At 57.9% G+C, this 14,326-nt stretch carries 11 protein-coding genes; 5 read left to right on the forward strand and 6 right to left on the reverse strand.

Going from position 1 to position 14,326, the window contains the following annotated elements; translation table 11 throughout:
* Window positions 1-400 precede the first annotated feature (400 nt).
* Genes GST84_00095 through GST84_00110 form a run of 4 tightly spaced genes read left to right on the forward strand, consistent with a single transcriptional unit; the run spans window position 401 to window position 6,616 of the window.
* Entirely contained in the window at window positions 401-1,654 is a 1,254-nt protein-coding gene (locus tag GST84_00095; protein XGB10843.1) for a TolC family protein, read from the forward strand.
* Window positions 1,651-3,117 (forward strand): efflux RND transporter periplasmic adaptor subunit, encoded by a 1,467-nt coding sequence (locus tag GST84_00100; GenBank protein ID XGB10844.1) that lies wholly within the window; start codon window positions 1,651-1,653, stop codon window positions 3,115-3,117. Before GST84_00095 ends, GST84_00100 begins: the two co-directional genes overlap by 4 nt.
* A complete protein-coding gene (locus GST84_00105) occupies window positions 3,114-6,272 on the forward strand; it encodes a CusA/CzcA family heavy metal efflux RND transporter (protein ID XGB10845.1) in 3,159 nt (1,052 codons plus the stop codon). Before GST84_00100 ends, GST84_00105 begins: the two co-directional genes overlap by 4 nt.
* Complete coding sequence (locus GST84_00110) at window positions 6,269-6,616, forward strand: heat-shock protein HtpX (GenBank protein ID XGB10846.1); 348 nt, start codon at window positions 6,269-6,271, stop codon at window positions 6,614-6,616. The genes GST84_00105 and GST84_00110 overlap by 4 nt, the downstream gene beginning before the upstream one ends.
* A gap of 414 nt (window positions 6,617-7,030) precedes the next feature.
* Here GST84_00110 and GST84_00115 read toward each other — a convergent pair whose 3' ends face one another.
* From GST84_00115 to GST84_00140, 6 genes are all read right to left on the reverse strand, one after another.
* Window positions 7,031-7,690: an isoprenylcysteine carboxylmethyltransferase family protein gene (locus GST84_00115; protein XGB10847.1), complete on the reverse strand. Its 660-nt coding sequence runs from the start codon at window positions 7,688-7,690 to the stop codon at window positions 7,031-7,033.
* Complete coding sequence (locus tag GST84_00120) at window positions 7,687-7,962, reverse strand: DUF2933 domain-containing protein (protein ID XGB10848.1); 276 nt, start codon at window positions 7,960-7,962, stop codon at window positions 7,687-7,689. Before GST84_00120 ends, GST84_00115 begins: the two co-directional genes overlap by 4 nt.
* A gap of 25 nt (window positions 7,963-7,987) precedes the next feature.
* Window positions 7,988-8,443 carry a hypothetical protein gene (locus GST84_00125; protein ID XGB10849.1) on the reverse strand — a complete coding sequence of 152 codons (456 nt, stop codon included), beginning with the start codon at window positions 8,441-8,443 and terminating at the stop codon, window positions 7,988-7,990.
* A gap of 138 nt (window positions 8,444-8,581) precedes the next feature.
* Complete coding sequence (locus GST84_00130; protein XGB10850.1) at window positions 8,582-9,604, reverse strand: beta-propeller fold lactonase family protein; 1,023 nt, start codon at window positions 9,602-9,604, stop codon at window positions 8,582-8,584.
* Window positions 9,605-9,869: 265 nt separating this feature from the next.
* Window positions 9,870-10,070: a heavy metal transporter gene (locus GST84_00135; protein ID XGB10851.1), complete on the reverse strand. Its 201-nt coding sequence runs from the start codon at window positions 10,068-10,070 to the stop codon at window positions 9,870-9,872.
* Window positions 10,071-10,407: 337 nt separating this feature from the next.
* Entirely contained in the window at window positions 10,408-12,936 is a 2,529-nt protein-coding gene (locus tag GST84_00140; protein XGB10852.1) for a heavy metal translocating P-type ATPase, read from the reverse strand.
* 270 nt (window positions 12,937-13,206) lie between these two features.
* On the opposite strand from GST84_00140, the gene GST84_00145 reads away from it, so the two are divergent.
* Window positions 13,207-13,413 (forward strand): transcriptional regulator, encoded by a 207-nt coding sequence (locus tag GST84_00145; protein ID XGB10853.1) that lies wholly within the window; start codon window positions 13,207-13,209, stop codon window positions 13,411-13,413.
* Window positions 13,414-14,326 lie beyond the last annotated feature (913 nt).

The following is a 14,326-nucleotide window of genomic DNA, read 5'->3' on the forward strand; positions in this document are numbered from 1 at the left end:
TTCTAATCGCATCGCTTCCTCTCAACGGCATGGCGGGAGTCGACTCAGCCATTGAACCATGTCCCATGCAAACCATGGGGATGGAGATGATGGCGGGGATGGATCACGATTGTTGCCAGGATACTGATCCAGGATCAGCTGCCGACCACTCCAAAGCCTGCAAAGTGGGCCAGGAGTGTAGAACCGCGAGCACAGTTCAGGTCGAAATAATTAACCCCACGCTCACCTATTCTGCGCCTAGGCCAGTAGATACCTATGCGGTGAGCCTCGTAAACAGGGCGCCTCCTGACCCTTGGCGGCCACCCCGCGCCTGATTACCTCTTAAATTCACCCCATCGTCCTGTTTTGCAGCCGGATGATGGCATGCGCTTGCGCGCTGATTTTTTGAGGAATCATTTCCATGACTCCCCCACGTTACCGATTAGGGATGGCATGTCTGGCCGCTCTGATCAGCCTGTTGTCGACGTTACCGGCTCAGGCTACACCGTTGTCTCTGGAGGAAGCGCTTCAACTTGCCGAACGCAATGCCCCCATCCTCCAGGCCAGGCAAGAGCAAATGACGGCCGCTCGACACGCTGTGATCCCAGCAGGCGAGCTGCCTGATCCACGTCTCAACCTAGGAGTGCAGAACCTTCCTGTTGACGGCAGTGATCGTTGGAGCATGAACCGCGATTTCATGACGATGCAGGTTGTCGGCCTCTCCCAGGAAGTACCAAACCGGGACAAGCGGGAGGCACGAGTTGAGACGGCACGAGCGAGCGTTGAGCGAGCCGATGCAGAGGCGGTGTTCGAGCGCTTAAAAGTGCGTGCTGCCACAGCCCAAGCTTGGGTCGCGGCGTACACCGTTCAACGGAAACTGCAGCAGTTTGAGGACTTCTACAAAGAAAACCGTCTGTTGGCCGCAGCAATCCGCGCACGCCTGGCCGGCGGTACCGGCGCGACGGCCGACGCACTTGCTCCTGACCAGGAAGCTGCGCAACTCGATGAGCAAAAAGATGTTCTGCTCACACAGGCCGCTCAGGCACGGGCTGCACTCAAGCGATGGATTGGAGAGGATGCTGATCCGCAAGCTCAAGCATTTCCGCGCTGGCCAGTGAGCGCGCCGGACTATCTACACGCTATACATGCACATCCAGAATTGGCGACCTACAACGCCCTTACGCGGGAAGCACAAGCTCAAGTGCACCAAGCCTTGGCAGAAAAGAAGTCGGACTGGGGGTGGCAGGTGGATTACCAGCGGCGCGGGCCTGAATTCAGCAATATGGTGAGCCTGCAGGTAAGTTTCCAACTGCCCTTGTTCGCTGGCTCACGGCAGGACCCGATGATCGCGGCACGTCGCGCACAAGTCCGGCAACTGGAGGACGAACAGGAAGCGGCATTGCGTGAGCATAAAGCGCAGCTGGAGACAGATCTTGCGGATTACCAGCGATTGCAGCGAGCAGTGCAGCGCAGCCGTGAAACATTGTTACCGCTAGCGGAGGATCGAGTCCGCCTCGCCCTTGCTGACTATCGAGCCGGTAAATCACCCTTAAGTGAGGTTCTCACCGCTCGACGTCAGCGGGTTGAAACACGACTGCAAGACATCGATCTGCAAGGACAGTTGGCCGCGACAGCTGCACGGCTGCACTTCGCGTATGGAGAGGTGCGCGCATGAGAAATTCAACTATCAGCCTTGTGGTATTGGCCGCGTTGGCTATCGGCGGTGGCGTTGGCTATCAGCTAGCAAAGCGTGGGCAGGTGTCCACTGCCTCCCCTGAAACGCTACAGAAGGTGCTGTATTGGTATGACCCGATGTACCCCCAGCAGCACTTTCCAGCACCGGGCAAGTCGCCCTTCATGGACATGCCACTGGTGCCGAAGTACCAGGAAAGCACCGCTGCTGAGGTGAGCCCCGCAGTTCAAGTTTCACAGGGGCTCCAACAAAACCTGGGGGTCCGTCTGGCTACCGTAGCGAAAGGGCAGCTTGCTCGAACCCTCCAGGTGAGCGGCGTGCTTACCTTCGATGAGCGGGATTTTAGCGTTCTGCAGGCTCGTACCGGTGGCTACGTCGAACGCACCTATGGCCGCGCTACAGGCGACGTGGTTGCCAAGGGCGCCCCATTGGCAGATGTGTTGACGCCTGAATGGGCGGGCTTGCAGGAAGAGTACCTGGCGCTTCAGCGATCTGGGGACAATGAATTGCGCGCTGCAGCTCGGCAACGACTACTGCTGGCGGGTATGCCTGCCGATCTTATCAACCGGATTGACCGTACGGGAAGGGTCCAGAATTCGGTAACGCTCTTGGCCCCAACAGCAGGCGTCCTTCAGGCTCTGGAATTGCGGCCAGGCATGACAATGACACCGGGTGCAACGTTGGCGAAGATCAATGGTATCGCGAACGTCTGGCTTGAGGCCGCAGTACCTGAAGCGCAAGCCCAAGGCCTACAGGAAGGACAGGCAGTGCAGGCGAATCTGGCAGCGTTCCCAGGCGAACCTGTTCCCGGCAAGCTGACCGCATTGCTGGCTGATGCGGATCTGCAAAGCCGCACCTTGCGGCTTCGTATAGAACTGCCCAACCCCGGCGGCCGGTTGCGCCCAGGCATGACCGCGCAGGTTTCCCTCCATCCGTCCGGGCAACAGGATGACAGCCTACTGGTGCCAGCCGAGGCGATCATTCGGACGGGGAAACGCGATCTCGTAATGGTGTCAGAAGACGGAGGTCGATTCCGGCCGGTGGAAGTAGTGCTCGGCCAGGAAAGTGCTGGCCAGGTGGTCGTGCTGCGAGGCCTTCAGGCGGGCCAGCGCGTTGTGGCGTCCGGGCAGTTTCTGCTGGACTCCGAAGCGAGCTTGAAAGGTATCGAGGCCGTTACTGCTGGCGATGCTCCACTTGCGCAACCTGTACAGCCGGCTCTACATCAGGCCAATGGGCGCATCGTTCAAATAGAAGGTAATCAGCTGACCATCGCTCATGGACCGTTCGTGACGCTGGGCATGCCTGGTATGACGATGACTTTCCCTGTGGCAGATCCCCGCTTGATTGCCGGACTCAAGGTTGGCGAACGCATCCGGTTTGGAGTGCGCGAGCGCGATGAAGGCATGGTCATCGAGCAAATAACCCAGCAGGAGAACCAGCCATGATCGCGAACCTGATTCGTTGGTCGGTTGGCAACCGCGTCCTGGTCCTGCTGGCAACACTGTTTGCCGTAGCTTGGGGCGTTTTCTCTCTGCGCAGTTTGCCGATCGACGCGTTGCCTGACCTGTCAGATGTGCAGGTGATTATCCGCACCTCCTACCCAGGGCAGGCACCGCAGATCGTGGAAAATCAGGTGACATATCCCCTGACCACCACAATGCTTTCCGTACCCGGAGCCAAGACAGTGCGGGGCTTTTCAGCATTTGGAGACAGCTTCGTATATGTGTTGTTTGAGGACGGCACAGATCTCTATTGGGCGCGGTCCAGGGTGCTCGAATACCTAAGCCAGGTTCAGTCTCGATTACCGGCGTCCGCTAAGCCAGTGCTCGGACCCGATGCCACTGGTGTAGGCTGGATCTACCAGTATGCGCTGGTGGACCGCAGTGGTACCCATGACCTGGCACAGCTGCGCAGCCTTCAGGACTGGTTCCTGCGCTTCGAGTTGAAAACTCTTCCGGACGTTGCCGAAGTGGCGACGATAGGCGGGATGGTCAAGCAGTACCAGGTAGTGCTCGATCCGCTGCGCATGGCCAGCTTGGGAATCACTCAAGTTGAGGTTTCGGACGCCATCGCCAAGGCCAATCAGGAAACCGGTGGCGGCGTGCTCGAACAAGGCGAAGCTGAGTTCATGGTAAGGGCTTCCGGCTATCTGAAGTCACTCGATGATTTCCGAGCCATTCCCCTGCGCCTGGCTGCGAAGGGTATACCCGTAACACTGGGCGATGTAGCCACTGTACAGCTGGGCCCTGAGGCACGTCGCGGCATCGGCGAGCTTGATGGACAGGGCGAAGCGGTGGGCGGCGTAGTAATTCTGCGCAGTGGCAAGAATGCGAAAGATGCCATCGCTCACGTCAAATCCAAGCTTGAATCGCTGGAAAAAAGCCTGCCTGCCGGGGTCGAGCTGGTCACTACCTACGACCGTAGCCAGTTGATCGATCGTGCTGTGGAAAATCTGAGCCAGAAGCTGATTGAAGAGTTCATCGTGGTCGCACTGGTGTGCGCTGCATTTCTTTGGCATCTGCGCTCATCGTTGGTCGCCATCGTCTCGCTTCCGGTTGGTGTCCTCATTGCCCTGATCGTCATGCGCCACCAGGGCATCAACGCCAACATCATGTCGCTTGGGGGCATAGCCATTGCAATCGGTGCGATGGTGGACGCCGCTGTGGTGATGATTGAGAACGCGCACAAACGGGTTGAGGCTTGGCATACGTGGCACCCTGGAAAGTCGTTGCGTGGCGAAGATCATTGGAAAGTGATGACTGAGGCAGCAGTCGAGGTCGGGCCTGCGCTGTTCTTCAGCCTCATGATCATTACGCTGTCCTTCATACCGGTATTCACCTTGCAGGCTCAGGAGGGAAGGCTGTTTGCGCCCCTCGCATTCACCAAGACTTATGCAATGGCAGCAGCAGCGGGCCTTTCGGTTACCCTGGTACCCGTGCTGATGGGGTACTGGATTCGGGGTCGTTTACCGGCAGAAGAGCGCAACCCACTCAATCGAACCCTGATACGGCTCTATCGCCCAGCATTGGAGATCGTTCTACGCCGGCCAAAGCTCACGTTGGCGGGTGCACTGTTGATTTTGCTCAGCAGTGTCTGGCCCCTGAGCCAGCTCGGCGGCGAATTCTTGCCGCCACTGGATGAAGGCGATTTGCTGTACATGCCGACTGCCCTGCCAGGTCTTTCGGCGCAGAAAGCCTCTGAGCTTTTGCAACGTACGGACCGGCTGATCCGAACGGTACCGGAGGTCGCCAGTGTCTTCGGTAAAGCGGGCCGGGCTGAATCAGCGACCGACCCGGCCCCGCTGGAGATGTTCGAGACGACTGTCCGACTTAAACCGAAGGATCAGTGGCGAGCAGGGATGACCACTGAGAAGCTGATCGAAGAGCTGGACCGTACCGTGCAGGTACCTGGGCTAACCAATATCTGGATCCCACCGATTCGAAACCGTATCGACATGCTCGCAACCGGTATCAAAAGCCCGATCGGCGTAAAGGTTGCCGGCAGCAATTTGAATGAGATCGACCGGGTGACTCTGGCTATCGAGAAGGTGGCCAAAACGGTTCCAGGGGTGACTTCCGCCCTCGCCGAGCGATTAACCGGTGGACGCTACATCGATCTGGATATCGACCGCCAATTCGCAGCGCGTTACGGCCTGAACATTGCTGATGTCCAAGCGATTGTTGCCGGCGCCGTTGGGGGCGAAAACATCGGCGAAACCGTAGAAGGCCTGGCGCGATATCCCATCAGTGTTCGGTACCCACGGGAGTGGCGTGACTCTGTTGATGCCCTGCGGCAGCTACCGATTTACACCAGCCAAGGGGGGCGAATCACACTGGGAACCGTGGCACGGGTGCGTATTGCGGACGGTCCACCCATGCTCAAGAGTGAAAACGCGCGCCCCTCGGGCTGGGTGTATATCGACGTGCGGAGACGGGACCTGTCCTCCGTCGTTGCCGACCTGCGCCGGCTAGTCGATCAGCAGGTGAAGCTCGATCCTGGCATAAGCTTGAGCTATTCCGGGCAGTTCGAATACCTGGAGCGCGCCAATGCGCGCTTAGCATGGGTAGTACCGGCGACGCTGGCCATTATTTTCGTCCTTCTCTACCTCACGTTTGGCCGCCTCGGTGAAGCGCTGCTGATCATGGCTACCTTGCCATTTGCGCTAACCGGCGGCGTATGGCTGCTGTACATGATGGGCTACAACCTGTCGGTGGCCACGGGTGTCGGTTTTATCGCCTTGGCTGGGGTCGCAGCAGAGTTTGGAGTCATCATGCTGATCTACCTCAACAATGCCTGGACTGAACGAAACGGCAACGGTACGCAGGGGCAACCTGCGCTTCTGGATGCTATCCGCGAAGGGGCCGTGCAGCGCATCCGCCCCAAAGCCATGACCGTAGCAGTGATCGTCGCAGGCTTGATGCCAATCCTCTGGAGTAGCGGTACCGGCAGCGAAGTCATGAGCCGGATCGCTGTACCCATGGTCGGCGGCATGCTCACCGCGCCTTTGCTCTCACTATTTGTAATCCCTGCGGCTTACTGGCTCGTCAGGCGCCGCGGACTCGCTGTACACGATAACCCCCAAACAGGAGTAACCCGATGAAGAAGCTACTGATCAGCGCTGGCCTGGTGTTCGCCGTTGCGGCGGCGGTGCAGGCCCAAGACATGTATGGCACGGATATGAAGAATATGCCCATGGAAGGCAACGAGACCCAAGGCAGCCAGGCGGCTCCGACTGCATCGGCTGAGGGAACCATCAAAGCTTTGGAACCAGGTAAAGTTACCTTGGCGCATGGACCAGTATCAGCCCTGAAATGGCCGGCAATGACCATGGGCTTCAGCGCTACCGAGCAGCAACTCAAGGGACTCAAGGTAGGCGACAAGGTCAGCTTCGATTTCCGAATGAATGGGGGCACAGCGACGATCGTAGGCATTCGCAAGCAGTGACGGATTGACTTCTAACCCTGCCTATTAGAGCTGATAGGCAGGGTCATTTAGCCAAACTTTGGAAAAAGTGCTGCCGCAATTCCTGACCGCGCCGCCTTCAGCTCTGTGCCTCGGGACGCTAGTTGGTCTTTGCGCTCTGTAGCCGGGATGCATTCAGATCAGAGTAGTAGCTGACGTTTGAGCAGAGATCTTCGTGCATCACGATCTATATGGGTCGAAAGCGGACAGGGCATCGCAAAGTCATCCAACTGCCTGAGTTATCCGAACGCCAACAAGGATTCCACCGAGCTTGTCGACAAGAAAACCCGCGACAACTCAGAGTGTTATCCGAGCAAACAGACTTTGGATACCCTATTCCCGCTAGAAACACTGCCGCTGAAACCCTCCTGGCATGTAGCTCCTTCGTCCTACGCTTCAGCCTCTATGACCCCCACCCAACCTTTCGCGCAGGTGCGGAACGAACCTAGGCGTAACGCGGGTATAAGCTTCGTAGGCAGCGCCAAACTGCTTGTGCATTTCCCGCTCTTCGGAAACCGCCAAACGCCCGTACATCACCAGCAACACCGGGAACATTGCCAGCGTCAGCAGCGTCGGCCACTGAAGGAGAAAGCCCAGAAGAATCAGCACAAATGCCACGTACTGCGGATGTCTGATCCAGCCATAGGGCCCGACCGTTGCAAGTGAACGGCGGCGTTGCGCGTGATATAGCACGTTCCAGGCGGCAGAAAGCAAATAGAAGCCGAAACCCAGGAATAGGTAACTGGCAATGTGCAAAACACTGAAGTGTGGGTTGCCCTGGTCACCGAGCAACGTCGACCACAGATGGCCGGATTCGTGGGAAAGCAGATCGAGGTTGGGGAACCTGGCCTGCAACCAGCCTGACAACAGATAGATCGTCAGGGGGAAGCCATACATTTCCACAAACAGGGCAACGATGAAGGCCGAGAATGCACCGAAGCTCCTCCAGTCTCTCGCCGTTGCCGGCTTGAAGAAACTGAAGGCAAACATGATGAAGATCGCGGAGTTGATGAAAACCAGCGACCAGAGGCCATACGCGCTTTCACCATGATTCATGATGGATCTCCCGGCTTATGGATATCAGCCTTATCGGAGGGGGCCGGTTTGCTCTGGCCCTGGTGATGGTGTCCCCCATGTCCTCGATGCATGAAGACATGCATCAGCGGACAGGCGAGCAACAACAGATAAGGCAGGGCTCCAACGACATGGGCAAGGTGCTCGGTGAGCAGGAAGTAGACGGCGATCCCACCGATTACCACCAGGCCGATTGCATAGCGTGAACGCCAGAAACTGTGTGGTGAGCCGTTTTCATCGAAGTGAGGGTTCATAGCGACTCCTGGGAAAGGAGATGGGTTACTTCGATGCAGCAGATGGCATGCGGTCCATCATCATCTGCATCATCGACTCCATCATGTCCATGCGCTTTTCCATCATCTGGTGGCGGGCGGCCATATCCCCGCCCATGCCGCCATGCATGCCCCCCATTTCAGGCATGCCACCCTCCATGGACTTCATCATGGCCATGCCATTTTTCATCAGCGCCATATGCTCGGCCATCAACGCCTGACGGGCTTCCGGCGTTTTGGCTGCAGCCATCTTTTCGTGCATGGCTTGCATGGCCTTCATTTGCTGGTCCATCGCCGCCATTTGCCCTTTGTCCATTGGCTGAGAAGGCGTCTTCTCGGTAGCCGCCGCGCTTGGCGCATCGGCCGGGTGATGTGTCGAGTGTTCATCGGTGTTTTGCGCCATGGCGCCCACGGACGCTGCGGCCAAACAAAGTCCGATCAGTAAATTTCGAACGTTGTTCATCATCATCTCCTTAGCACTGTTTTAAAGCCGGATGCCTTGGTCTGGGCGCTAGGCCTCACCTGGCACGACAAGCAAATTACTGCGCCGGCGTGAATGCTCATTTTTCGCGTCGTGCTCGGGTTGTACACCGACGGGCTATTATTGGGCACTCGGCGGCTCGAAGCTGATCCCGTTTGGCCCGGCGCCAACCTTATGGGTAGCAACGACCTTTCGGCTGCTCGTATCGATGACAGATACGGTGCCCGCTTCAATATTGCTGACAAACACATAAGCGCCGTCGCTGCTGATGGCCACACCATGGGCACCCTTGCCGGTGGTCACGGTGCCCAGGCTGCTACGCGTCTGGAGATCTACGATGGAGACTCGGTCGTCCGGATTCTGGCCACTGCCCTGATTCGCGACATAGACCTGGCGACCGTCAACGGTGGCCATCATCTGGATTGGCGTGCGGCCGACATCAACCTTGCTGATCACCTTGCGTCTGGCCGTGTCGATGATGCCAAGCTGATTTGTCGCACTGAGCGAGACGAATGCCAGGCGACCGTCAGGGGCAAAGCCGACCTGGACAGGGCCTTTGCCCACGGGAATCTGCGCGGTTTCTTTGAGTGTGACGACATCGATAAGCGATACGCTGTCGCTCTTCATGTTCGCGATATAGAGTGTCCGGCCATCAGGGCTCAAGCGCAGCCCATGGGGATAACGCCCAGTTGGAATACCGGGCAACTCGATTCGCTGCTCAAGGTCAAATACTCGCACCTGGTTGGCAGCGGAATCGGTCACAAAAGCTCGCAGCCCGGTGACGTCGGTGACCACATGAGCCGGGTGATCGCCTGCCGGGAAGCTGAACGGTGGCCTGTCCAGCGCGCTGGTACTGAACACCAGCAACTGCCCACCGGGCTTTTCACCGCTCGAATGCCCCGCATGTCCAGCCACTCCAACAACCAGAAGCAAGCTGCCGTCGGGCGAAACCTGTAGGTTGTGGGGTGCGATCGGCAAGGCGACCGTGCTCACATCACCTGTCGCAAGATTTACCTGGCTAATGGAAGCGGACCGTTCATTGGCCGTGTAGACGTTACCCGTAGGGTTTGCCATGACCAGCCCCAGAGGGATGAGCAGGGATATCCCCAAGGCCATAGAACTAAACCGCTTGGCAGTCATCATTGTGAATGAGCTCCAACGAGGGGCCGGGGTATGTGAGCCAGGCTGGCCTATACATTTACTCAAGATAAACACCAATCGCGAAGCATTTTCTTGATCAGCGTCAACGTCCACAGCTTGACTCGGCACTGGGTGATCGAAGGCCGTCCATTTCTTGGGGAGTATTGCTGGCTATCCCGACCCGGAGTCAGTCGACATCAGGCTGTATATGAAGAAACCGCGCCATGAAACATGGCACGGCGGCTTGCCATCTGAGCGGTAACGAGACTTAGCGACTGACTTTGGTTGGGTAACCAAGCGCCTGGACCAGTGCACCGACGCGTTCCGCCTCGATGTTGCTTTGGACACTCACTGTACCGGCAGCACGATCAACGATCACCTTCGCGTCGCCATCGGCAGCCTGGATGGCCTTGGTGATCTTGTTGACACAACTGCCACATCCCATACCGGAAACTTCCAAAACGAACATAGCGGGCCTCTCATGCTGGTACGGCTTTTCTCGCCGCATTTACAGCTTCAACCTTGACACGATGACAAGGTCAAGGCCCGGTCAAAGGATTTATCTTCGCCCTGAAATCTTGTCCAACTCCTCTGGCGGCGGCCCCTGCTGCATCACAATTGTCCCTTACGATCTTGGCAGAAGATGGCGGACGTCGCAGTTGCCCGATGTCCTCCATCAGGACCAGATTGGCGCCGAACTCGCGGACATACCCGCTAAGGCCAAAGCCCTAGACAGTCAGTCATATGGATCAGGCGTTGAAACGCTGATGGCGGAACTTCCTCTCATAGGTTGCGGTGTGCCCATTTCAGTCTGTGACTACGCGCTTCAGCCGCAGTGCGTTGAATACCACGGAAGCCGAACTTACGCTCATGGCCAATGCCGCAATCATCGGTGACAATAGATGGCCGGTAAGCGGGTAGAACAAACCTGCCGCCAGCGGTATGCCCATAGCGTTGTAGAAGAATGCGAAGCCCAAGTTTTGACGCATGTTCTTCACCGTGGCCACGGATAGTGTTCTGGCCCGCAGGATGCCCATCAGGTCGCCCTTGACCAGCGTCAACTGGGAGCTGTTCATGGCAACATCGGTGCCAGTTCCCATGGCGATCCCGACATCAGCCCGGGCCAGCGCAGGGGCATCGTTGATCCCATCTCCTGCCATGGCAACCCGGCGCTTATCGCCCTGCAGGAGCGCCACCAGTTGCTCCTTGTCCTCGGGTTTCACTTCTCCGTGGACTTCCTCGATGCCGAGTTGTTTCGCGACCGCACGTGCCGTAGTCAGGCCGTCGCCGGTGGCCATGATGACCTTCACATCTTCTGCCTGTAGCCGGGTTACCGCCTCCTTGGAGGTGGGTTTGACCGGATCGGACACCGCTAGCAGGCCAGCGAGCACGCCATCGACGGCCAAGTACATGATACTCATGCCTTCCAGACGCAGCTGCTCGGCGCGGTCTCGCAACGGACTGGTGTCGAGGCCAGCCTCTTCCATCAAGGTCGTGTTGCCAAGCTGCAGCCGTTTGCCGTTCACCTGGCCACGTACACCGATCCCAGAGCCCGACTCAAACGCCTCTGGCTTGGACAAGCTGTGTCCATGCGCTCGCGCATGATCGACAATCGCATGTGCCAGCGGATGCTCGCTGCCTTGGTCCAGGCTGGCGGCAAGGCGCAAGACTTCGGGTGGCATGAACTGCCCGGTACCGACCACGCTATGAAACACTGGCCGGCCCTCGGTGAGGGTCCCGGTCTTGTCGACGATCAGCGTGTCGATCTTGCAGAGGTTCTCGATAGCACTGGCGTCTCGGAAGAGCACGCCACTGCTGGCAGCCTTCCCGGTAGCGACCATGATCGACATGGGAGTGGCTAGGCCGAGCGCGCAGGGGCAGGCAATGATCAGGACCGCGACCGCATTGATCAGGCCGAAGACCCAGCCAGGCTCCGGTCCGAAAAGCCCCCAGCCGAAGAGCGTGACCAGCGCGACCAGAATCACCCCCATGACGAAATAGCCGGCCACGGTGTCCGCCATCCGCTGCATCGGGGCTTTCGAGCGCTGAGCCCGCGCGACCATCTGCACGATTTGCGAGAGCACTGTCTCGGCGCCGACCTTCTGCGCCGCCATCACAAGGCTGCCGTGGGTATTCAGCGTGGCACCGATGAGTGCATCCCCAGCTTTCTTCATCACTGGCACGGGCTCGCCTGTCAGCATGGATTCATCGATAGCACTTTCGCCTTCCAGGACCACCCCGTCGACCGGCACCTTCTCGCCAGGGCGAACGCGCAGGTGGTCGCCCGTATGCACGTGGGTGAGCGGAATATCTTCCTCCTGACCATCGGCCCCGATGCGACGGGCCGTCTTGGGGGCAAGACCCAGGAGCGACTTGATGGCGGCGGAGGTTTGTGAGCGCGCCTTGAGCTCGAGCATTTGGCCGAGCAACGTTAATGAGATGATGACTGCAGCCGCTTCGAAGTAGACACCGATGCGGCCATCCTGCATGAAAGTCGTCGGGAAAACCTGCGGGAACACTGTGGCCGCAACGCTGTATAGGTACGCCGCAGCCGTTCCCAAACCTATCAGGGTCCACATATTCGGGCTGCGATTACGAATCGATGCGACCCCACGCACGAAAAACGGCCAGCCAGCCCATAGTGTCACGGGAGTGGCCAGAATCAACTCCACCCAATTCTGTGTGGCACCATGCAGCAATTGGAGTTGGTGGGCAGTCATGGCCAACACGGTCACGATGACCGTCAGGGGCAAGGTCCACCAGAAGCGGCGGGAGAAGTCCTTGAGTTCCGGGTTCTCGTCTTCCTCAAGCTCCGGTATTACCGGCTCTAGGGCCATGCCACAGATTGGGCAACTGCCCGGCCCACGCTGGCGGATTTGGGGATGCATCGGGCAAGTGTATTCGGCGTCCGCCGCGTTGCTTGGCTGCGGGGCAGCCGAGTGGAGATGGCCCGCGTGTTCTTGGTCCTGGGGAGGGCTAAGATAATGCACAGGCGCTGCGCGGAATTTCGTCAGGCACTTTTCACTGCAGAAGCGGTATGTCCTTCCCTCGTATAGCTCGAAGTAGCGACTATCCGGTGGCACCGTCATACCGCATACCAAATCGCGCTGACTACCATCCGGTTGCTCATGCGGGTGCGAGTGGTCATGGTCATGGTCATGGTCATGGTCATGCTGGCACGATTCGGTGTGCATGAAGTAGTTCCCTTTGTTGTCCGGTTTGGACGAGTTTTCACCCTTCTGGTGAGAATACCCGCCATGGTTGTGCCCGAAGAGTTGCGTCAGCGGACAGAGCAACAAAATTAAATAACTGTAGTGCCTGTGACAGGTGGCCATAGTGCACGAGCCACATAAAACAGGCCAAATATGGCCAGCATGATCAGTGCAATACCGCCTTTAGTCCGCCAAAAAGGTATTGCCAGATCTGTACCACGGCGATGGGCTCCGTCATGATCAACTCCCAAGCTGGGTGGGAAATATCGGCCGCTGCCGTATTGTCCAGCCTAGACAACATCTCCTTGAACAGCTGTGACGCCAATCAATGCTCCTGTAAGCGTGTCGATTATTGTTGTGGTGTAGCGTCATGGCATAGATCATTTCTGGAGGTTGCTGATCCTGCTGCTGCACCAGTGGTTGCCCTTCGACAATGCGCTGGCTGCCTTGTACCCCGGCGAGGGAGTGCCCAAGCCGCTGGAGGAGTACGACGCCGGCTCCCGGTGGGGAACGCCGTCCATGCTTTCCTGCCTGGACGGCCTATACTTGCTCGACCCCTTCTACCAGGCCTGTCAGGAAGGCCTGCCCAGTGGGCTGTAACGCCTGGAGGAGATCGCTTCTGACCAGTTCCGTCAAAGCGAGTACTTCCTCAGTTACTTCCACGCCAACGCATTGGAAGACGAGGTGCAGTTCGTTCTCCAGTTGCCGGCCAAGGTAGCCTTATGCGATCTAACAGCTCAAGCCCCAGACCTGATACATGCGGTGCGGTACAGCGCTGATCGGGTCACTCTTCGCTGTTCCCCTTCCAGCTTTGCCTTTGCCCACAGCAGACGTCGGAGATGAAACTGCTCGGCGGACTCACAAACCTGCTCCAGTGCTCTCGCACAAGGCTTTGATCTGGCCATCTTTGCTTGAATGGCTGACCCGTGGCAGGGCGTTGGCCGTGTTTTCTTCGTGCGTGTTGAGCCCAAGGCGAGCGCGATCCACCATCCACAGGCCGCTACTGCCGCGCGCCAATTCTATGCCGGCACTACTCGTCAAAAAATAGGTGAGTGCTTACCCGGCAGGCAATGGGCTACTATCGAGCCCTATATCTATCCGAAAGGGTTAGCTCCGTTGCCAGGGAATTGCATGCAGGCCATCGATATTGAAAACGCGATCGTTCTTCCTTGGGGGCTTGGCTCAAGATCGCCCCATGACCTGTTTTCTGTGTGCGCAGAAATCATTAACTGCCCTGGTGACATCGTTTTAGACGCTAGCAACCTCTCGTATATCGATCCGTTAGGGATGGCCACGCTGCGAGCGTTGTTTGAAAACCAGTTGGTCCAGAAGCGAGTTTCGATGCAGTTTTTGAGCAGAGACCTGACCTCCTACCTGGCCAGGATGGATTTTTTCAAGGACATTGATGTAGAGGGTGTAGATCTATCGGGGGTAGGACGTCGAAACGACCGAAGCACCTCGTTGGTGGAAATCACCAAAATCAGCGAACACCATCAAGCAGAGGCTGCAGCCT

The organism is Pseudomonas putida, from assembly GCA_041879295.1.
GTDB lineage: Bacteria > Pseudomonadota > Gammaproteobacteria > Pseudomonadales > Pseudomonadaceae > Aquipseudomonas > Aquipseudomonas putida_Y.